16 protein-coding genes are annotated in these 22,672 nt (G+C 38.0%); 4 read left to right on the top strand and 12 right to left on the bottom strand.

From position 1 onward, the window contains the following. Positions 1–15: 15 nt before the first annotated feature. Both BSCG_RS18890 and BSCG_RS18895 read left to right on the top strand, forming a co-directional pair. Positions 16–1,257 carry a DUF4861 domain-containing protein gene (locus BSCG_RS18890; protein WP_008775450.1) on the top strand — a complete coding sequence of 414 codons (1,242 nt, stop codon included), beginning with the start codon at positions 16–18 and terminating at the stop codon, positions 1,255–1,257. A gap of 154 nt (positions 1,258–1,411) precedes the next feature. After that, positions 1,412–3,088 (top strand): glycoside hydrolase 43 family protein, encoded by a 1,677-nt coding sequence (locus BSCG_RS18895; protein WP_004301683.1) that lies wholly within the window; start codon positions 1,412–1,414, stop codon positions 3,086–3,088. An 82-nt stretch (positions 3,089–3,170) separates the two neighbouring features. Here the strand turns inward: BSCG_RS18895 and BSCG_RS18900 are convergent, their stop codons facing one another. After that, on the bottom strand, positions 3,171–3,599 hold the full coding sequence (locus BSCG_RS18900; protein ID WP_004301681.1) for a DUF6575 domain-containing protein: 429 nt from the start codon (positions 3,597–3,599) through the stop codon (positions 3,171–3,173). Positions 3,600–3,601: 2 nt separating this feature from the next. Then, a complete protein-coding gene (locus tag BSCG_RS18905; RefSeq protein WP_004301677.1) occupies positions 3,602–3,976 on the bottom strand; it encodes a hypothetical protein in 375 nt (124 codons plus the stop codon). Between the two features lie 179 nt (positions 3,977–4,155). On the opposite strand from BSCG_RS18905, the gene BSCG_RS18910 reads away from it, so the two are divergent. Continuing rightward, positions 4,156–4,806, top strand: a complete 651-nt coding sequence (locus tag BSCG_RS18910) for an HAD family hydrolase (protein WP_004301675.1) — start codon at positions 4,156–4,158, stop codon at positions 4,804–4,806. A gap of 23 nt (positions 4,807–4,829) precedes the next feature. Here BSCG_RS18910 and BSCG_RS18915 read toward each other — a convergent pair whose 3' ends face one another. Together BSCG_RS18915 and BSCG_RS18920 are read right to left on the bottom strand one after the other, a co-directional pair. Continuing rightward, complete coding sequence (locus tag BSCG_RS18915; RefSeq protein WP_004301673.1) at positions 4,830–5,231, bottom strand: HEPN domain-containing protein; 402 nt, start codon at positions 5,229–5,231, stop codon at positions 4,830–4,832. Next, positions 5,228–5,551 (bottom strand): nucleotidyltransferase domain-containing protein, encoded by a 324-nt coding sequence (locus BSCG_RS18920; RefSeq protein WP_004301671.1) that lies wholly within the window; start codon positions 5,549–5,551, stop codon positions 5,228–5,230. Before BSCG_RS18920 ends, BSCG_RS18915 begins: the two co-directional genes overlap by 4 nt. Before the next feature lie 264 nt (positions 5,552–5,815). Between BSCG_RS18920 and BSCG_RS18925 the strand changes: the two genes are divergently transcribed. Next, complete coding sequence (locus BSCG_RS18925; RefSeq protein WP_008775447.1) at positions 5,816–6,955, top strand: glycoside hydrolase family 88 protein; 1,140 nt, start codon at positions 5,816–5,818, stop codon at positions 6,953–6,955. A gap of 66 nt (positions 6,956–7,021) precedes the next feature. On the opposite strand, the gene BSCG_RS18930 is transcribed toward BSCG_RS18925, so the two are convergent. The 8 genes from BSCG_RS18930 to BSCG_RS18965 all read right to left on the bottom strand — a co-directional run bounded on the left by BSCG_RS18930 (position 7,022) and on the right by BSCG_RS18965 (position 22,490). Continuing rightward, positions 7,022–11,308 (bottom strand): two-component regulator propeller domain-containing protein, encoded by a 4,287-nt coding sequence (locus BSCG_RS18930; protein ID WP_008775446.1) that lies wholly within the window; start codon positions 11,306–11,308, stop codon positions 7,022–7,024. A gap of 100 nt (positions 11,309–11,408) precedes the next feature. Beyond that, positions 11,409–13,940 (bottom strand): hypothetical protein, encoded by a 2,532-nt coding sequence (locus BSCG_RS18935; RefSeq protein WP_008650825.1) that lies wholly within the window; start codon positions 13,938–13,940, stop codon positions 11,409–11,411. A gap of 1,047 nt (positions 13,941–14,987) precedes the next feature. Next, positions 14,988–15,488, bottom strand: coding sequence for a DUF4251 domain-containing protein (locus tag BSCG_RS18940; protein ID WP_008650823.1), 501 nt, complete (start codon positions 15,486–15,488; stop codon positions 14,988–14,990). Positions 15,489–15,666: 178 nt separating this feature from the next. Beyond that, positions 15,667–16,152, bottom strand: a complete 486-nt coding sequence (locus tag BSCG_RS18945) for a DUF4251 domain-containing protein (RefSeq protein ID WP_008650822.1) — start codon at positions 16,150–16,152, stop codon at positions 15,667–15,669. Positions 16,153–16,588: 436 nt separating this feature from the next. Further along, positions 16,589–18,541, bottom strand: a complete 1,953-nt coding sequence (locus BSCG_RS18950) for a discoidin domain-containing protein (protein WP_008775445.1) — start codon at positions 18,539–18,541, stop codon at positions 16,589–16,591. Further along, entirely contained in the window at positions 18,541–19,956 is a 1,416-nt protein-coding gene (locus BSCG_RS18955) for an O-antigen ligase family protein (RefSeq protein ID WP_224262857.1), read from the bottom strand. Before BSCG_RS18955 ends, BSCG_RS18950 begins: the two co-directional genes overlap by 1 nt. 515 nt (positions 19,957–20,471) lie before the next feature. Further along, on the bottom strand, positions 20,472–21,089 hold the full coding sequence (locus tag BSCG_RS18960) for a WG repeat-containing protein (protein ID WP_008650819.1): 618 nt from the start codon (positions 21,087–21,089) through the stop codon (positions 20,472–20,474). Between the two features lie 9 nt (positions 21,090–21,098). Next, complete coding sequence (locus BSCG_RS18965; protein ID WP_008650818.1) at positions 21,099–22,490, bottom strand: T6SS effector amidase Tae4 family protein; 1,392 nt, start codon at positions 22,488–22,490, stop codon at positions 21,099–21,101. Positions 22,491–22,672 lie beyond the last annotated feature (182 nt).

Genomic DNA, 22,672 nt, shown 5'->3' with positions numbered 1-22,672 from the left:
TTCAGCCTTAGAAACATGAAGAAGAATCTTTTTATTATTACTTTCTTTTTAGGAGCTTTCAGCCTGTCTGCCCAAACGCAGAAACAGGAGAAAACCATCACAGTTGAAGTACAAAACAACTGGAATCAGCCCAAAGCGGATGCTCCGGTTGTTATCAATCTACATGAGTTGCACGCTGGTTTCAAAGTAAAATCAGCCGTTGTCATGGAAGGAAGGAAGGAAATTCCTTCGCAGTTGGACGATTTGAACCGGGACCGCAAGATGGACGAACTGGTCTTTGTTGCCGATCTTCCTGCCCATGGTAGAAAAACATTTCAGGTTACACTTTCTTCGGAAAAGAGTACAAAGACTTATCCTGAACGAGTTTATGCCGATATGTTTATTGTAGACAACAAGAAAGGTAAACATCAACGGGTACAGGCTATCACCGTTCCCGGCACTAGCAATATATACAGCATGGTACGTCCTCACGGTCCGGTTTTGGAATCGGAACTGGTAGGATACCGTCTTTATTTCAATGAAAAACAGACACCGGATATTTACGGCAAGTTCAACAAAGGACTGGAAATCAAAGAATCGCAGTTCTATCCGACGGATGAGCAGTTAGCTAAAGGATTCGGAGATGACGTACTTCGCGTGTTCGACAGTTGCGGACCGGGTGCATTGAAAGGTTGGGACGGACAAAAGGCAACCCATATTACTCCAGTGGACACTCGTACAGAACGTATCATCTCTTATGGACCGGTGCGGGTGATTGCAGAAATTGAAGTGACCGGATGGAAATATCAGGATCAGGAACTGGATATGATGACACGCTACACGCTTTATGCCGGACATCGCGATCTTCATATCGAAACATTTTTTGACGAACCGCTCAATAAAGAAGTTTTCTGCACAGGTGTGCAAGACATCGTAGGTACTTCCAAATCTTTCTCCGATCATAAAGGACTCGTAGGAAGTTGGGGAACAGACTGGCCGGTAAACGATACCGTAAAATATGCTAAAGAAACTGTAGGGCTGGGCACTTGTATTCCCCAACGTTATGTAAAATCGGAAGAAAAGGATAAAGCCAACTTCCTTTATACCATTACCGCCCCGGGAAATAAATATTTCCAGTATCACACTACTTTCACCTCGATGAAAGAGACATTCGGATATAAAACGCCGGAAGCATGGTTTGCTCATCTCCGCGAATGGAAAGAAGAGCTGGCTCATCCGGTGACAGTGAGAATAAAAGATAACCGCCCCAATAAATAGGGTAGAAACAAATACAACTAAACAAAAATTACGAGGTATCTACCAATTTTTCTATGACTCTGCACAAATATTCCTCCTTGTGCAGAGTCTTTTTATTTACCTTTGCCATCAGATAAAACCAACGAATCATATCTATAAATAATCTATCTATAACATGAAACGATTGACACAGACTTTAGCCTTTTGCTTATTAACGGTTTTCACCGCAGTAGCACAGAAGAACTATGTATCTGAAGTATGGGTTTCCGACCTCGGAAACGGTAAATACAAAAATCCGGTGCTTTATGCCGACTATTCCGATCCGGATGCTTGCCGTGTAGGAGATGATTTCTATATGACTTCATCCAGTTTCAACTGTTTGCCGGGATTGCAAATCCTTCATTCTAAAGATTTAGTCAACTGGACAATCATCGGTGCCGCAGTTCCCAATGCCCTCTCCCCTATCGAAACTCCGGAACGGCCGGAACACGGCAATCGTGTATGGGCTCCGGCTATTCGTCATCACAACGGTGAGTTTTACATCTTTTGGGGAGATCCCGATCAGGGAGCTTTTATGGTGAAAGCCAAAGATCCGAAAGGTCCGTGGAGCGAACCGGTCTTGGTGAAAGCGGGAAAAGGTATCATTGACACTTGCCCGTTCTGGGATGAAGACGGAAAAGTATATATGGTACACGCATACGCAGGAAGTCGTGCCGGACTGAAAAGTGTAATCACTATCTGCGAACTGAATGCAGAAGCAACAAAAGCGATCACTCCTTCCCGTATAATTTTCGACGGTCACGAAGCACATCAGACTTGCGAAGGTCCTAAAATGTACAAGAGAAACGACTATTATTATATCTTTCATCCGGCCGGCGGTGTGCCGACAGGCTGGCAGGTCGTATTACGTTCTAAAAACATCTACGGTCCTTACGAATGGAAAACAGTACTTGCGCAAGGTAACTCTCCTGTCAACGGTCCTCACCAAGGTGCATGGGTAGATACTCCTACCGGAGAAGACTGGTTCCTCCACTTTCAAGATGTCGGTGCTTACGGACGCATTATGCATCTCCAACCGATGAAATGGGTGAACGACTGGCCTATTATCGGTATTGATAAAGACGGTGACGGCTGCGGAGAACCTGTTTTGACTTACAAGAAGCCAAATGTCGGTAAAACATATCCTATCTGCACTCCACAAGAAAGTGACGAATTTGATGGGTATACACTTTCTCCGCAGTGGCAATGGCATGCTAACATTAATGAAAAATGGGCGTATTATGCAGGTGACAAAAGCTATGTCAGATTATACTCTTATCCGGTAGTAGAAGATTATAAGAACCTGTGGGATGTAGCCAACCTCTTATTACAAAAAACTCCTTCTGATAATTTTACCGCAACAATGAAACTGACGTTCAGCCCTAACCAAAAGAATAAAGGCGAACGCACCGGACTTGTCGTTATGGGCAGGGATTATGCCGGACTTGTTCTAGAAAATACAGACAAAGGTTTGGTTCTGTCGCAAGTTGAATGTGACAGAGCAGATAAAGGCAAACCAGAAGAAGTGAAAGCCGCTGTTGATCTTTCGCAAAACACGGTTTATCTGAAAGTGCGTTTCAGTTGTGACGGAAAGAAAATCAAGGGTAGTGAAGGCGGACATGACCTCATTGTGATGTGTAATTTCAGCTATAGCCTCGACGGAAAGAAATATGAATCATTAGGTGTTCCTTTCCAGGCAAGAGAAGGACAATGGATTGGTGCCAAAGTCGGTATGTTCTGTACGCGTCCGGCTATTAAAACGAATGACGGCGGTTGGGCAGACGTTGACTGGTTCCGTATTACGAAGAAGTAATCAAAGTATATATAAGGATGAAAAAAGATTGTCCCACAACTTTCAAGCAGTAGCGGGACAATCTTTTTTATCTTCTTTAAACTTACATACAAGCCCAGCCAAATTTACGAACAAGCTCTGCAAGCAGACTACGGTCTTTTATTGGCAAATTAATGACCACATTCTCGCGCTTCTCTCCAGATAAAACATATCCCTCAGCCGGCAATTTATCTTCCAACAATACACTTTCCTTTAATAACGTTTTCTGGTATTCACCCGATTGAAACACAACATCGTAATACTCATGTTCATTTTCAGGCTGTAGATAGAGTAAACGCAAATCGGCTTTACCTGCTAAGAAGGATTCAAGTCTACGTGTAGAGATACGTATTCCCGTATAGCGATAAACCGTCTCATCATCATATAAAAGACAAAGATACAGTGTATCAAAGGCATCTCTTGCCACAAAAAGCTGAGGCACATCACAGAAATCCAGAATTTTGTCTATCCTTAACACATCTTCCATTCCCATAATCAGACTATTTTAGCTTGTAAAACATTAAAATCCTTTGTTCTCCACCAAGAATAATGTGCTATATCAAATGTTTTCTTTAACACTCCATCTTTTGGTTCCAATATGACTAAAGCAATATTTGCCTTCTTGAACTTAGGAAGCTTTAATCTTTTCTCCGCTTCTTCCCTCTCTGAAAATAGAGAGACTGCCCTTGTCACACATTCATCTATTCCTAATCCTTTAAAGACCTTATCCGGCTGCATTTTTCTTTGCGAAAAGAAATCTTCTGTTGTAACAGGATTACCATTTGCAATTCTATAATAACAGCCTTCGCACCGCTTCGCATCCGTTGGGGGACATTGTTCAGGCAATGCCTCAAACCATTCTGCATTCATTATTCTTTAGTTTTTCGCAAAGTTAAGCCAATCTGGTAGAATAACAAATATATTTCCGGCTTTGTTGTTCATTCGATATTCTCTAAACTATTGCCTCATTCTTCCCAATCTCATTTTTTTAGTATACCTTTGCAGAATAAAAGATTTAAATATAGAATTAACTATAAACATAAGCCTTAATGAAAAAACTAATAATATTCGATTTGGACGGTACATTATTAAATACTATCGCAGACCTCGCCCATAGCACTAATTATGCTTTGAATAAATTAGGATACCCCACACACGATGTAGAAAAGTATAACTTCATGGTAGGAAATGGTATCAACAAACTCTTTGAACGTGCATTACCCGAAGGAGAAAAGACAGAAGAGAATGTGCTCCGGGTAAGAAAAGAGTTTATTCCTTATTATGATATTCACAATGCAGACGATAGTCGTCCTTACCCGGGTATTTCAGCGTTATTGTCTTATCTGCAATCCGCAGGCATTCAGATTGCCGTAGCCTCCAACAAATATCAGGCCGCTACCGAGAAACTGGTTGCCCACTACTTTCCGGAAATTCATTTCACTGCCGTTTTCGGCCAACGGGAAGGAGTAAATGTCAAACCTGATCCAACAATCGTTTTTGATATATTAAAACTTGCCGATGTACGAAAAGAAGATGTTCTTTATGTAGGTGATTCCGGTGTAGACATGCAAACAGCAGCCAATGCCGGTGTAACCGCTTGCGGAGTGACATGGGGATTCCGACCACGCACGGAACTAGAAGAATTTAATCCGGCATATATGACAGATGTGGCCGAAAAAATAAAAAAAATGGTCTTTTAACGATGATATCCTTACAAGAATAATTATGATTCGGCAAGTAAAACTTCAATAGTCTCAATAAGTTCTCTTGCCGGAGCTTTTATCGTACTGATTTCATCCTCCGATATTGAATAAATGCAATTATAATCCCCTTTTTGCCGTAATTGTTCCATACGCGCCAAAAAACTTCCCAAACGTGCACTAATTTTGCCTGTTTTTATAAAATTCAAGCCAAAGCAAGCTATCAACCCATCATGGGTTTTACATGATAATCCATTTTGTATTAATAAAGCCTGAACAGCATGAAAACAGGCATAATAATATCTATTGGAAGCAATATCCCAATACTTCAGATCAAACATCTCATCTGCTTGTTTCAAAAATACTTTAGCTTTCTCCAACTGTAATATCACCAAAGAATTACGTTCTTCATCTGTCAATTTCATACTAATTCAATTCCTTCCTGCTCTACATTTTTATAAAATGGTGTAATACAACTTGCAGCCCATTCTTTCATCGTATACATAATCGGATTAATTCGCGCTCCCAAGTCCCATCCCAACATAGTTAAGGGAAAGCTTACCTTATCATAATCTTCAGGCTCCAATTTTTCTTTATCTAAGATAATCAAAATATCCCAATCAGAATCAATCCGTGCATCCCCACGAGCTTGAGAACCAAACAACAAAGCCTTGCCACCTTTTGGTAAATGCTCTGTCAATGCCTGCTTAATAGACTCTAATATTTTATTTGTATGACTTTTCATATTCGTCTCCCCTTACTCTTCTACAAATATACAATAAATATCAATACAACAATATGACTTACAAAAAAATCGCTCTTGCTAATTATTCATACTTGGTTCTTATCCATGACTAATATGAATAAAGAATAAAGTCTAATATTACATATTTTCCGTACAAATTTCAATATCACTTTCCTTACAATGCATTTTCTTTGCAACAGGTAAAGAAAGGCTCACCTTTGTGTGCCTAAATCTAAGAACAATAGTAATCTAATTTATTATAAAATGAAAAAGCATCTTATACTATTTTTTGCAGGAGTAATATTGAGTTACGGGAATATAAAAGCACAAACAGCTCCCGATAAAAAAGAAATTCTCAAAGTAACCCTTCAGGTGAACGACTATTTCATGAAAAAATATGCCGATTATCGTACTCCTTCTTTTGTGAAAAAAGTAGTTCGGCCCAGTAATATCTGGACACGAAGTGTATATTACGAAGGCTTAATGGCACTCTACTCCATCTATCCCGCAGACGAATATTATCTCTATGCCAAAGAATGGGCGGATTACCACCAGTGGGGCTTCCACCGGGGAACAACCACCCGTAATGCAGATAATTACTGCGCCAGCCAAATCTATCTCGATTTATACAACATTTGCCCTGATCCTGAGAAAATACGGAAAACGAAAGCCAATATGGATATGCTGGTCAACACTCCACAAGTAAACGACTGGTGGTGGATAGATGCTATCCAGATGGGGATGCCTATATTTGCCAAAATGGGGAAACTTACAGGCGAACAGAAGTACTTCGACAAGATGTGGGATATGTACGAATATACCCGTAATAAACACGGAGAGAACGGAATGTTCAATGTCAAAGAAGGTTTGTGGTGGAGAGACCATAATTTCGACCCTCCATACAAAGAGCCGAATGGTAAAAACTGTTATTGGAGCCGCGGTAACGGATGGGTATATGCCGCTTTAGTACGGGTAATGAATGAAATTCCATCTGATGAAAAACATCGCCAAGATTACATCAATGATTTTCTAACCATGAGCAAAGCACTGAAACAATGCCAACGTGAAGATGGCTTTTGGAATGTCAGCCTCCACGATCCGTCAAACTTCGGAGGCAAAGAGACTTCCGGCACAGCTCTTTTTGTATATGGTATGGCTTGGGGCATACGCAACGGTCTATTAGATAAAAAGACCTATCTGCCTGTAATCATAAAAGCATGGAATGCTATGGTGAAGGATGCAGTTCATCCGAATGGTTTTCTTGGTTATGTACAGGGAACCGGCAAAGAACCGAAAGACAGTCAGCCCGTCACATACGACAAAGTTCCTGATTTTGAGGATTTCGGAACAGGATGTTTCCTTCTTGCCGGAAGTGAAATCTATAAGTTAGACCTCAATATGTAACTGATAAACATACTTATCTTGAATCCGGTCTATCCTTCACAAACCGGATTCAAGGTAAATATATAACTACGTTTTACTTCTCTCCCCTCTTTGATAAGCCGAAGGAGATACTCCAAACTGCGCTTTAAAACATTTACTGAAATAAAGAGGATCGTTAATACCCACTTTATAAGAAACTTCCGCAACAGTCAGATTCCTTTCAGTCAAAAACAGTTCGGCAGCCTTCTTCATTCGTACAACACGCAAATATTCATTCGGTGAGTATCCGGTCACTCCCCGTAATTTCTTATAAAATACAGTTCGTCCCATCCCCATCATCTGCGCAAATTCATCAATAGAAATGTTGTATTGAGAATAAATCTTTTCCACCACAGCCACCAACTGATCTGCAAACTCCTTATCCCGGTCCGTGTTACATAAAGCAGGACGCACTACCCCCGGTTCACTGGAAAACTTCTTCCGTAACTTTTCGCATTGCTCTATCAGCCGGAACACCTGCGCAAGCAAAAGCTTAAAACTAAATGGCTTTGCAACATAAACATCCGCTCCCGCTTCAAGTCCTTCCAGGTGCTTATCCGGTGAAGTCAAGGCAGTCAGCAGAATAATAGGAATATGACTTGTCGCAAATTCAGTTTTCAGTTTCTTTGTCACTTCGAAACCGGTCATCCCAGGCATCAATACATCGCAGATAATCAAGTCTGCGTCATAGTTGCATGCCTTTTCAAATCCGGATATTCCATCCGCAGCCACTTCTACTTCAAAATAAGCACTAAGCTCCTCCTGCAGGAACCCACGAATATCATTATCGTCTTCGATGACTAATATTTTATGTTTTCTTGATGTGGTGACTGTCTTTTCATGTTCCTGACATTCCTCTGAAAGCTCCTGCAAATGGTGAGTCTGCATATTCGCTTCTTCCAACAGGAGATTGCCGGGAACCAGGAAGTCTTTTTCCGAATAAACAGTTTTATCAGTCGGAATACATACCGTAAATACGGAACCTCCCCCTCCATTATCTTTATATTCAATCGTTCCCTTATGCACCTGCACCAATTCATGGCTCAAATGCAACCCTACTCCAATGCTATCTCCGGAGAAACTACTTTGCATGAAACGTTTAAACAATTCTCCCTGCTTTTCTTTAGGAATACCTACTCCGGTATCCGCTACCTGAATGTATAAACACTTCTTCACCTCATCCACATTCACAGAAAACAGAATTGTCCCACCCGAAGGAGTATACTTAAAAGCATTTGAAAGTAAGTTATACACCACCTTATCCAAATTACCTTTATCAATAAACATTTTATAGGATGGCACAGACGGCAAAAAGCGGAAATCCATATTCTTCTGTTCTGCTACGTCACTGAAACTTAAATATATTTCGTACAGGAAAGCAACTACATCAGTTTCCTGCAGAGAAAGAGCCAACTTGTTGTTCTGCATTTTTCTGAACTCCAGCAACTGATTAATCAGCCTCAACATACGTTGTGTACTTTTATCCATGACTTTCAACGGATGCAATAAGGCTTGTGGAATATCATCCATCCGGTACATTTTCTCCAATGCTCCTTGGATCAATGTAAGCGGAGTACGGAATTCATGAGAGATATTTGTGAAAAATACCAGTTTATACTCTGTCAGTTGTTTTTCAACATTGATGCGGTTGCGCAACCTATTGAAATTAAAAATGATACGATATGTAAAGTACAAAGCTATTAACATCAGGATGAAATATCCAAGCATAGCCCAATTTGTTTTCCAAAACGGAGGCACGATAACAATCTTCAAAGTTGTTTCGGTATCATTCCAAATACCGGCACCATCACAATATTTCACATGGAAAATGTAACTGCCCGGCTCCAGATATTTATAAGTGGCAAAACTTAACGAAGACGGAACATTCCATCCCTTGTCATAGTTTTCCAGCCAATACATATACTTGATTTGACCATTATCCGAATAATCGAGAGTAGAAAAATCAAGCATAAAAGAATTCTGGAAATATTTCAATGTAATCTTATCCGAATAGGCTAAAGATTCTTGCAAAGGAGAACCCGGCATATTAGGCTTCACCTGAATTCCATTAACGGACAATCCTGTGATAACAATAGGAGAAAGCAATCTCTCTGTTGGAATCTTCTTCGGGTCAATAATCGTCAATCCGTAGTTTGTTCCAAAAATCAGTTTACCGTCTGCCCCCATACACGCACTGTTCTCGCTATACACATTTCCTAATGTATAAGATGAGAAGAAATAATTCTCGAAAGAATGGCTGTTGGGATTGAACCTTGAAATTCCATATTCCGTAGCAATCCATAATTGTCCCGAATGATCTTCCAAAATAGATTGCACCATATTATTAACCAGTCCTTCCGCTATTCCATAATGTGTATATTTCAAAGACTGACAGTCGTCTGACAGTTCGCATAGATTCAGCCCGGCACCCGAAGTACCTACCCACATGCGCCCTTTGCTATCACGAAACAGGCAACGAATCTCATTGCTGCAAAAATTGCCATCGGTGTAGCTGAACAAATGATAGTTATCTTCATTAGCGATCAATGAGTCAGGGTGGAAAATGCAGATACCTTCACTTGTGCCCATCCATATCATCCCTTTCTCATCTTCTGCCATTACTCTGACTATCCGTAAGCCATACTTCTTTCCTTGAAAGAAACGACGGAACTTGTATTGTCCTTTTTCCGTTGATTCTGCCAGATCCAGTCCTCCTCCAAATGTCCCCACCCACATACGATCTTTCTTATCGCGAAGAATGGAATAAATATTAGAATGAGATAAGGCAAAAGGATTAGACGGATCCGTTTTATACCACGTATCTCCTATTTTTAGTCCGTCTCCCCGGGTTCCTATCCATATATTCTCCTGACTATCTTCTGAAATCGCATAAATATTATAGGGCAAATAATGATTATCTATTTTAGTTTTCAGATGAGAATCATAATTATACAATCCACCTCTTCGCGTTCCTACCCATATATCTCCATTCGACATTTTAGTCAGTAACCGGATTGTATTCGAACGGTCAAAAACATCCGGTGATTCTGGATAGACATGTGTAATGCCTTTATTTGAAATGGAAATATGAGACAAACCGGAATATTCGGAGCTTACCCATATCCCTCCTGTTCTGTCTTTCATCAAACATAACAAAAAATCTGACCCTATAGGTCCTGCATTCTTCCCTTCGGAAACAAAGTGTTCCAACCGGTCCTCCTGAATATCGTAGGTGAAAAGTCCGTTTCCATAAGTTGAAATCCACACAATCCCCCGGTCATCACGCACCACATGATAGCGTTCATAATCTATATATTTCATCTTCTCTTCAGGAATCAGTTGAAAATTCTTTATTTCTCCGCTCTTCGAGTTTATGTAATAAATTCGTCCAGTGTTATTGTAAGCCCAACAATCTCCATAATTGTCATGAATAACTTTTCCATTATTTATTTTCAATTCCCGGCAAGGAGTTATTTGAAAATTCTGAAAATCAAATTCATATACCCCTTCGCTAGAAGTAAATATAACCCATTTATCTTTTATCAATGAATGTGTACTGACAGATGTATTACCGGCAATAGCAGACAGCGACGCTAAACAGTCTATTTTTTTCGATCCATTTACACAGCGATACACATCTCCACTCTTTGTCAGAAAATACATATCCTCTCCATGAGGGAAAGAAGAAGAAAAATTCAATTTCCTATCGATAAATTCAACTTTCCCTTTATAAACAGACGCAAGTCCCCGCATGGTACCAATCCAGATCCTGCCACTAGAATCTTCATTTATAAATTTAATCCGATCATCGGGCAGGTTTCCAAATTTCGTTCTAAACTTCACAGAGGTCATAGTCCGATCGTCCTCACAAACAATTTGACGCACACCATTCCTTCTATGCCAAAGCCACACATCTCCATTAGAGGACATAAATATTTCTGAATAGTTCTCTCCATCACTTCCGGTACCGGTAAAATCTACAAAACAAGCTTTCTGTAGATCATAACAGCTGAATAATTCCGGCACAGTCTTTATCCACAAAAAACCATTCTTATCCTCTGCCACATGTTTTATTCTGTTATCTGCTAAAGAAATCCGATCGTGTTTCCCGCTTTCCAACTGATAAGTAAGAAAAGTATTTCCATCATAACGGGTCAATCCGTCTAAAGTACCCAACCATAAGAACCCTTTACTGTCCTGAAACATGCATCGTACAGAATTACTAGGTAGCCCATCACTGGTTCTCATTTGTTTGGAACTAAGTTCAATATCAGCATACAAATCCGATAAAGAAAAACTTAACAAAACGAAGAGGCATAATAATTTATATTTCATATAGTGGTTGGGGTTATTTTGATTGCTGGTTACAAAGATACATCTTTTGCACTGCAACATAGAATGTAACACTATGAAAAAGTAAAATCTCCATATAAATTTATTCTTTAATAATACACTTCCCACGATTTATCCCCTCTGCATTGATCGTCATTTGTCGACAAGTAGCATTATTATAAAAACTAACGTTCACTTTTCCATTATTATCAGTCCTCACATCAGGATTCCAATACAAAGTTCGACGAAAATCGATATCTCCCGGAACACTATTACTATGATTTACCTGATAGAATTCTCTTACAGGAGAAAAGGCTTTGAAAAAAGTATAACGCATTCCCTTCTTATACTTGTCATGCAACACATCGTTATATAAACGGACGATGAATAATACCAGCCTTTGGTTAGCCTGAAAAACAGCATCATGTAAATGTCTCATACTATAAAAATCTGATGTCGGATCACTCGGAGGATAATAGCCATAATTACTATCTATGTTTCTCACTATCCAAGCCCGAAGATTTCCATCATACACTTCTATTGTTTTTATATTCTCTATCGGATGATCGGAAGCACCGATGCCCTTTCGCGGATTAACAGAACCTCCACCATCTAAAATATAACAAATAGCACTATTAGCATACGTATACGCAGTATCTACCATGTTTACCGCAGAAATATTTCTTTCCATATATTCCCCCAATGTTCCTGGATAATCCTTCCCTTGATCCATCAGCCTACTAATATCCTTTTCCACATTACAAACCAGATCCGGAAATATCTCATTCTTTATCTGTTTTTTCTTTATCACCACTTGAGGAAGATTCTGTATCATACCTAAAACATTACTATTGGCCAGACTATCTGAAGTATCTGCAAAAACAATAACCGTATCCTTCACCTGAAAGTCCGAAATAGAATAACTGCGGGCTTCCGGACTAAAAAGGCGGTCGAGCATAATCCTGCAATGTTTCGGTTTGCCTTTCGAAGTCACAGAAAGAGCCAGCTGCCATTCACCGTCTACTGCCGCATGATCCGGCAACAGGAAATGGAAACGCCCTTTTTTGTCAGTTTTGCAATGACCATGGAAAGAAGCACTATCCTTAACAATCCAAAACACAACATCCACATTCGCTTCCACCTTATTCTTGAGTAAAGATTTCACTACACCACTCACTGGTAAACCCTCTTCAGCATAATGTGCCACATGAAAAGGAGATACCCCCGCCATCACCTGCCAATTGTAACGGCGCCACCCCTGTACCATCATCAATAAGTCCAACTTCATACGATTACTACGGTCGTCCGTCCCGAAATATTGCATCGGATGAGCGATGTAACCTCGTATTTCAGAAGAGAGCAACAAGTCTGTCAGGATATTCTCATGATAACCAGTATGAATTTCTGTGCCAGCATCACGCACAGACAATGAAAAACTGCCTGATACAGGATTACCGGACAAATCTTTCACAGCAAGTGATAGTCTCACCTTTTCTAAAGGTTTATAGAAAGGTTTATCCGCCTCCACCGTAACACGGCAATATTCTAACGGAGCACGATTAAAAGCCAAACGGTCTGCCAAAATTTTGCCATCCTGATTATAAAGAGTAAATTGAAGGCAACCGGCAGGAAGTTTTCCTTTATTCAATTGATAAATATAAGGTTTATCACCCAAAATTAAAGCTTCTGCTGAATAAACTGTACCACGACATGATACAGAAACGGCTAAAGTATCAGCCGGCAAGTCCGGAGATTTTTGCAGATGTACCTGATAAGTCTCTGCATCCAAATCTGTCACACGCATCACATATCCTGAAGAAATAATGTTTGAAAAAGAAAAGTCATATTTCTTTCCATCATAATCGGCTACAATTTTATATGTAATCTTATCAGGAATCATTTCAAAAAATCCCATGCCTTGGTGATAAGTGGAGAAATATGAAACCAGTTCACCGGAAGAATCATATACCGCACCTGTTATATTCAAATCTTCTCCATTCTCTCCTGTAGCTTTGAAACCGATTCTCGAACGTAACCCAACCACAGCATTTCCTCCTTCAGGATAAAAGGAAAGGTTGACTTTCTTAGCTTTTGTGTTTTTTTTACGTTCGTCTTTCAAGCCAAAACCACTATCCATCTTCCGATCAGTATAATACCCTTCTATTTCTGGAGAATCATAAACAGGAAATACACGAGAAAAAATACAATCGTCACCAAAATTCAACATACTTCGAGTGTAAGCACGAACTTCATAGAACCCACTATGATAACGGGAACTCAAGGCAAATTCACCATGACATTCGCCATTTTCAAGCTTTAATTGGCGGTCATCCACTATTATTCCTTGTGGAGTCAACAGCTCTACATGTAACACTTTGCTTAAAGTGGTGGGACGAAGTTGCTCTGCAAATACCGCATAAGCCTTAAACCAGATAGTATCACCCAAATAATATCCAGTATTGTCAAAATGAAGATACACCTTTTCTTGAGGGTTCAGTTGATTGAATTGATTTATCGCTTTTACATAGCCAGGTAATGAACGGACACTTATAGATTGGGCGTATAATGGTGGAACTATTATAATATATAATAGTAAAATAGCGAAAATTGCTTTTATTTTAGTTATGTGTTTCATGACTTTTTAAGATTTACACAAGCAAAACTAGCCAAAAGGAATAATGAATACAAAAAACTTAGCAGGCTATTTCGAAACAAGGATTATTATCCATATTTATGTCATTTTTTCCATATACTGACCAATGATTTGCATTGGTTCATAATCGGTACGGTTATGAACAATTCAATGCTTTTCTCTATAACATGGTCAATTCTTCCATCTCCTTCACTTTCCTCTGTTTCTTCGATGAATAAGGAGTTTGCAGGTGAATAGTCGGTCTTTCACCTTCTCTTCATCGTGAATCAAATCAAATAGCTGCTTCCTGATTTAACCATTGAACAAGATTAGTAAAGCTATTTCGTAATTAGTTTCAACCCTATTTGAAACTAAAAGTTTCACGCCGAGAAACAAAGTGTTTCATGCTTTGAAACGAAGTGTTTCACACCGAGAAACGAATCGTTTCAAGCAGTGAAACTATTTTTGAAACTAATCGCCACAGGTGAAGAGGTGGTGAAGTTGTTACCCTTCACCCGCAAACTCCTTATTCATCGAAGAGACAGAGAAAAGGTGAAAGAAAACATAGAAAGATTGAAAATAAATATCCGATGAGAAAATCCATTCTATTCTGTAATAATTAAAAACCACACCGATTAATTACTAATCCGTTAATCACTATTTAATTACTTTGTGCACCATTATGAGCTTCCCAACTAAATTTCAAAAGAGCAACTACACCCAAACTTCATATTAAGAAGAGCTATTTTGATTTAGTTTTTTTAAAGAATGCTCCTTACCAATTAGTTTTCCCGTTCAATAATATATTTGTTTTAATCTCTTGATATAGTTGACTGATTCGTATCTTCTATAACCGAGTTGTCGAATTTATGTTTTTTCTTTCCAAAAGTGAAACGATAATTTACTGATAAGCTAATCACATGATCGCTGACGCGAGGTGTTCGGCTTTCACTTCTTCTTTCATAGCCAATTTGTTGAAGGTGTCCTTTAGAGACTGCCTTGTACGGTGTTCGCATATATAAATCAATATTCCAGTTGTTGATACTGTAACTAGCTCCGAATCCCAGCATTCCGGGAGAATGAGTCATAAGACCGGAAGTGATTTTGATGGTGTTGCATAAAAACATTGACAATCGCCCTTCCATCAAGATACACAACAACCTTAAAGTTGAATTTATCAACCTTTGTCCGTACTGAAAAATTAATATGTGTATTCCCTTTCCTATCTATATCCATGGTATATTTTTTGAGGGGTACCTGAAAGCGAAGTTCATTTCCTCTGCCGCTATAAGGTATATCAGATTCCTCAACAAAAAAAAGATCGGAAAAGACTGAATCATTTTTAATTTCTATCGAATTCTCGGGGTAATCTAATTCTATGTATTCCCCAGATGGAGGCATATAAGTGCCTACGTTTATCTTATAGTCTCCTGATGCAACGATCTTTTCGATAACTTCCGGATTATATTCTTTCTTGCTTTGAGCTGAAAGGATAGGAGCCCCTATCAACATTATCAAAAACAATATAAGAATTTGTTTATTTGTTTTCATAATAATTACAAATTAGAATATAGATACTTTTTCAATTTTTAATGATACGCTAAAATAGTACACTTTCCCTTGCCTCGCTCCCACTCTTCTATTCCATTTTCCAGTATCACAGCATAATTCTTCCAATTCTGATACTTTTCACGGAGAAGTGTCTACAGGTATTGCGGGTATATTTCGATCATTCTCTTCGCATATCCAATTCTCCCATATAATTTACACTTTGATTGTGTTGCATAGTGACATTGATGTTCGCACTTCCATTAGAATATACCTCAATTTTAAAATTGAAATAGTCTGCTGTCGTACGTGTTGAAAAACAGATACGAGCATTCCCTTTTTCATCTATATCCATAACATATTTTTTGATAGGAGCCTGAAAGATAAGTTGATTTCCCCTATCGCTATAAGGAATATCAGATTCCTCGAGATAAAGGAGGTCGGAAAATACCGAATCATTTTTAATTTCTATCGAATCCAAGTAATTCAATTGTTTAGGATCTCTATATGGAGGGATGTAAGTGTCCACATATATCTTATAATTCTTTGAACTGATAATATTTCTGACGACTTCCGCTCTTTGCTCCTTCCTGTTTTGAGCAGAAAGAGTGAGAATTCCCGCTAACACTACAACAAGTAATATAAAGACCTGCCTTTTTGTTTTCATATCAATTACAAATTAGAATATAGATATAATTATTTCAACATTTAATGATATGCTAAATAGGATACTTACCCTTCCTTCGCTCACATTCTTCTATTCTCGCCTTTATCATTTCAGTATAGGCTTTAATACAATCTTAAATCGTTTCTTCATATTAGTAAATAATCGTTTAGCTCATTTTCCAGTTTCGTCCATATCACATAAGATAAAGAGCTCATTTTTACATAATATTAGTGCAAATAAAAGTTTATCACTCTTGTTGTAACAAAGGACGACATTTATAAATTAGAATGCAAACTTCAACCGTATACAAATGCGTATACATATATAGATTTGTCCTGGAAGGCAATACGGCTAATTTCACTACTCCATACGAATGCAAGGCTTTTACATATCATTCGGAGCACTCATGGAAAGAAACGAAACTTTTCATAATCTATTAATACCATATTTGCTTAGAATCTCGATATAAGAAGATTCGTTCGTCTTTTCCTCTACTTCGATTCTTTAATAACAGCAAAGCATTTTGCGGAACATTGTGAAATGTCAGTTCAAAATCATCTGCTATTTGTTTCTCTATTGAATGCCAACCATCTATATCCCAATAAAACAACTCATATGTATCGCCAACACATATATTATTACCATCATTGCGAATCATATAACCAATTCTTTCTACTTGCTTAGGTTCCCCCAAATCCAACCCAACCCATCCGTTTCTTACCGTTTTAGATGCAAAATATGATAATGGATTCAGATCGAAAGCAGCCTTCCGGAGATAATTTGGATTGCTACTCCGTTCTTCAGAACCGATTATTTCACCTGTCAGTTTTTTGTTTCCTACTGTATAGAATATAAGTTCAGCTATGTTACAGCGAAAGGGTCGAGGACTAAAATAGCGCCAATACCGGTACCGGGTAGTATCAGAAATAAGTATATTTCCAGAAACACTATATTCGTCAAACGTATGCAATGTTTTCGCATCACTGAAGTCTTCTTTATTAGCCGCCTGAAACATACCTCCTTTTAAACGTTGTGCCGCAATAAAAGCTTTGCGAATTAAAGGATATTTTCGTTTAACGAAGATACTTTGTGTATTCTCCTTGCCCGGTATAAGAAACTCTAATCTCCCTCTTTCATTTAACAATGCCGGATAATTAAACGGTTTAATTTTACCGTCTATATAGTATGCCGGCATATATACCGCTCCTTTTTCAACCTTTTCGAAAGTCACTTTTTTCCGACTATTTATCCGGCTAAAGCCAATAGGAGTCCAATCTACACCATTAAAAATCGTTAGATAAGCGTATTTTTCCTTTGACTCCTTTTTCTCTGATAAAACGGGAAATACGGGAGATTCTGTCGCAGCATATTCATCGGTCACATCTTTCATAAACAAGTCTTGAAATACCGGTGGAATATCTGAAGAATGTTGGTTCATTAAAACCAGATCAGGATTGGCAGAGTAAGTTCTTCTATATACTTTTCCCTTACATTCTCCGGGGCGGACACTTGCCAAGAAAGGCTCATGCCCTCCCTCACATGGAATTCTTCGGTTATGGTCTGTCAGTACACTTAACCATGAATGAGCATTGTTATTTGTCGCCCATTGTAGAATAAAATCATAGGAAACAGGAAAACCTTTACTTCTTAAAATAGCCAACGCAGTTGTAGTCCTCGTTTCGCATGAATTAGAAGGTATATTACACCAGAATGGCACTTTGTATAAATAATGCCCGTTCATATTTTTTCTCACATGTATAATTACCGTATCATGCAATTTCATATTAATGGCTTCGGCAGCCCAATAAGAGGTTTTGTTCCAAAGATCGTTGTGTTCGAAGTCTTGCAATGTATCATTGGCTATGGGACGCAAGACGGTTCGCCAATTATCAAAAGCTTGTGTCTCTGTACATTTATATGGTAATAGATATTCGCAGAACTCATTAAAAGTAATTCCTTTAGCCCAGTTTCCTCGTTGCCAATCTTCAAATGCTATGTTTATGTTCTGTATCAAATAATCTGCCGTGATAATGGAACAATCCTCTACCCTTTCAAAACATTCCGCCGGATATTGGCGTATCAGTTTGTTTAGCTTGTCAACCTTCTTGTTCATTGAGGTTTTGGAGAAAATAATTTTCTCCGATGCTTTACAATAATTTTCATAGTTTCTGCCAATAAAAGAATAATGTCCGGGCATATTCATAATCAAGAATCGAGCAGCTTTTAATTTCAAACTGTCAGCCTCATTCTGGCTATAATATTGGATTACTTTTTCCAGTTCTCCACGATTAGATTGCGCCAAATCGAGCGTCTTTTCCAATCTTCTATTATCTGTACTCTGACAAGACAGTAATACTCCCAATACTAAAAATAAAATTAATTTCTTCATTACTTTGTTACCATGTTTTTAGTTAAATGATCCCTAAGTATTTTTCTTACTTCTGTTTTGATCTTAATGGATATTGTGTTCTCTTGTTTGACAGGCTGGTGTAGTATTCGTTCTCCAATAGCAACCATTTGATTCATGTTTTTTTCTTCCCGATATAATAGAAACAGTTCATATTGGGGAACAATTAACGAAGGGTTGATATGGTATGCGAAAATGAAACACTCTTTGGCACGACTAAAAAGTTTTCGGCTTTTATACCTTCTTCCCAGCTCACACAATCCGTAAGATGAAGGATATAATTCTACATATTCTTTTAATAAATAGAATTCCTCGCAAGCAGGTAATTTATTCGCTATGGAATTATAATAATGATTCAATAAAGTAAGATCATATTTTATATCATTATAAAGTTCCTGTGCAATACGTTCATGTTTATTATAGGCTTTTTCAAGTTTGGAATAAGTAAGTATTCCACTTATTCCTACATATATTCCTGATATGATTACTCCTAAAATAATAATTTTTGTCCACAATCCGAGGTGGTTTCTTAATATCCTACTCTTTATCGGAAGTAGTGCTATTAGAAAAGGTAGCAGAATCATTAAACGATAGTGCGCCATAGGATATGAAAAACAGGCAAAAATTCCCCAGGTTAGAAGAAAAGCCCTTTGTTGTCGGACACCTTTGGAAGAAGAATGAAAGGACAAAGAATTTACAATCAAGATTAGAAAAGCTACTCCTATTAGTCCTTGCGTGACAAGTACCGACAAATATTCGTTGAAAGGATATAAAGGGTTGCCAGCATAGTCTACATTGTCAGAGTCCGGATTTTGCATAAAGAAGGCAGCCTGATAGTTGGGGAATTTCTCTCTGAACATTCCTGTCCCATGCCCGGTTATTAGTTTGTCTTTACTCATGTCCAAACAGATACCCCAAATGAACAAACGTCCATCTGCCGATGCTTTCTTATATTGATAAGCAGATATTGCTGCGATTATGGCAATACCTATTATTATACATTGGACAATAAGACTCTTTTTAATAAATGCTTTACTTCGTTGAATGACAATGCTATCCGTATGCCATAAAAGATAACATAATCCTATGATGGCAGCTATCCATCCGGCTCGTGAATGAGTCAGTACAAGAGCGTTTATCTGTAAAACACCGCTTATGAATAAGCATATTTTTTTGAAACAAATACGTGTTATTATAAGAAGATAAACGGAAATGCAGAATGAACAAGCGAGAAATCCTCCGGCAAGACTAGGATTGAAAAAAGAACCGGTACAATTAAACAACAGATGCTCGCTTTCCACCCATCCGTAGTTTTGCAAAATGACCAATACTGCTTCCAACGTTCCAATTATTGCGATGGATAAACTTCCCGTTCTCTGCTGTTTATCCGTCATCATTCGGATTGATATATAAATAAGGCAAACAGACAGAAACTTAAGTAGAAAAAGATTTGTAACAGGTAATGGGCGTATGAAGAAGCTGTTGAAAAGTATATATCCGGCATAACAGGCAATAATGATGTCCACCATTGAGATTTCGGGAAACCTTTTGTTCCTTATAGCTAATCCCAATGAGACAATTGCCAAGCAAGCGGATATAATAGTTTCTATGGAGATTAAGATATAGTCTGATAAGATTGTTTTATATATAAAATTGATAGGTAGCAACAGTATCCCCCATAAGCATATCTGCAAAAAATAAAGCATGAAATTCATTCTTGTATTTAGCATTTTAAAGTTCATATCTTTTCACTGGTATATTTAGGGGAGTATGCCTCTATTAATTTAAGCACTAAAATACAGTTTTATAAGTAGATGACAGGGGAGGAGGATACGTATATATTTGTTCTATGCCAGATATCTACATATCCTCTAACACCCACCCCGCACAATTTCTTTATTTAATGACTTTTCTATTCCGGTTCTAAATCTCCAGAGCTCTTCACCTTATACCATTTTCCGTCTTTTTTTAAATAATTTTCTTTTCCGTCATCATACATAGCTGGGATTACGATATTTCCTTTTGTATCCATTGCTCCCCATTTTCCACCAGAAAATTTTCTATGTTCTTTATCTATCCATATCCAATTTCCTTTTTCACAAAATATAGCAAGACCATTTTCTTGAAAAGGGAATATAAACCCCCAATTGGGCTTAATAACTATTTTCCCATTCATATTTGCAAAGCCTATTTTTCCATTCTCTATAATTCGAAATAAGCCATTCGATATTATATCCGGACCGAGTTCAAAACTACAAACTTGAAATAGGACTTTTTCACTTCTGTCAATTGCATATACACCTTTCTTATCCTTAAGAAGAACAAATGCTATTTTATCAAATACATCAGTAAAAAGATAGGGGTATTTCCCTGCAGGAATAATAACTTTCCCACTCGAATCTACATAGCCAAGGGTTGCATCAACAGCCTCGAAATTAGGATAATAATAAATATACAGTTTGTTATCTTGGGCATACATGTTCATTGAGATGAACACTAAAAGTATTGTTATTATAATATTTATTTTCATGTCTTTCTTTTATTTAAGATTCCAAAAATATAGATTTTTACACTCATAGTACGGATGATCTGATGATATGGTATTTGTTCCATCCCAAATATCTACATGTCCTCCAGCACCCCAACCACAATCTGTTTGTCCAATAATTCCAGTTTTTCCTTTAATATCCTCCAAGGTGACAGTCTGGTGTGTACCATATTTTCCATCAAGATAAGGAATTATATCGGCAACTTTATAATAATACCATTCATTCTGACTATTACGATCTGCATCTCCTGATATTGTTTTTTCGTACGAAAATGGAATTTTATGGCTTCCTCCACACATATTTAATGCATAGCTTAATCTAACTGTGCAACCGTTCACAAAGGCTGGATTACCTTGATAATTAACAAGTACCTTTCCACCTATTAATTTTGCTACATCAATAGGCTCCATTTTAGCAACGATTTTGAATTTCTCTGTAATTGTACTAAAAGGAGGAAGACTTATGAAAGAAGGACGATCGGAAGAACTTCCCCCTGATGATCCACCACCAGGCGAACCGCCTCCTCCTCCCCAGACTCCACCACCAGAAGGAATCTCCTCTACCTCTTCATCCTCTGAACAAATATGACCATAAGGTACATACTGTGCACAAAAGCCACAAAAATAATCCTCGTCATCATCATCATCATCTTCACCATCCGGTGTTATGTCAACTTCTTCAAGCCATCCTCCGTCTATCGTATTTCGGGTGAGGCTCATCCCAATATTATTAATATTTTGAAAGATCTCTTTTTTGATTTTCCGGGATAATGCTTTATCTTTGAATGTAGCGGGTGAATATGACCATAAGCACTTTCCAGACTTTACTCTGTCTGCCACTATCATCTTACTGCTCACTATGTTGTTATACACTACATATCCGGACAAATTGCCATATAGACTTTTATCATGGATAACCTTTTCAGTGAAAGTACTTTTGTTGGCACGATAATAATTCAGGGACGGCATTATCGTCACATAAGCTGCATCATAATTACCCGTTTTATCTCTCCGTACACACAGTGTTTGCGAAATCGGAATTCTGTAGTTCTTCTTCTCTCCCTGTTTGCCTATTTTAACTCGGCGTATGTAGTTGTTTCCGGCAATAATAGGTACATATACATACTCATAATTTGCATCCTGCTTAATGTGAGCTTTATGCCAGCAAGGAGTAACTTCCCCGGGTGACATATTTTTGTTTTGCACTAATTTACTTTTTTCTGCAGCTTCAGAGATAGTTTGCTCATAATAATTACACGCCTCTGATACGAATAATTGAGCTTCACTGTCAGATAAGATACCAGGTGAGTCGTCCACTTGACAAGAAGCCAGAAGAACAGTAAGCCCTAGCAAGCTTCGAATTAGTTGTGTTGAATGTTTCATAAGAAATAGTTATAAGTTAACAATAAAAATTAGTCATCTAGCTGCTAATAATAAAAAAGTATGTAAGTATAAAGGCTTACACAATGACAGCTTGTGTAAAAAAACGATATTTTAAGTTTAGATACAAAAATCAACCATATACAAAGTGCGTATACATAGTTAATGTATACGCATTTGTATAT

It is taken from the genome of Bacteroides sp. 2_2_4 (assembly GCF_000157055.1).
In the GTDB taxonomy this organism is placed as follows: Bacteria; Bacteroidota; Bacteroidia; order Bacteroidales; family Bacteroidaceae; genus Bacteroides; species Bacteroides ovatus.
This window is presented reverse-complemented; position numbering and strand designations above follow the sequence as displayed.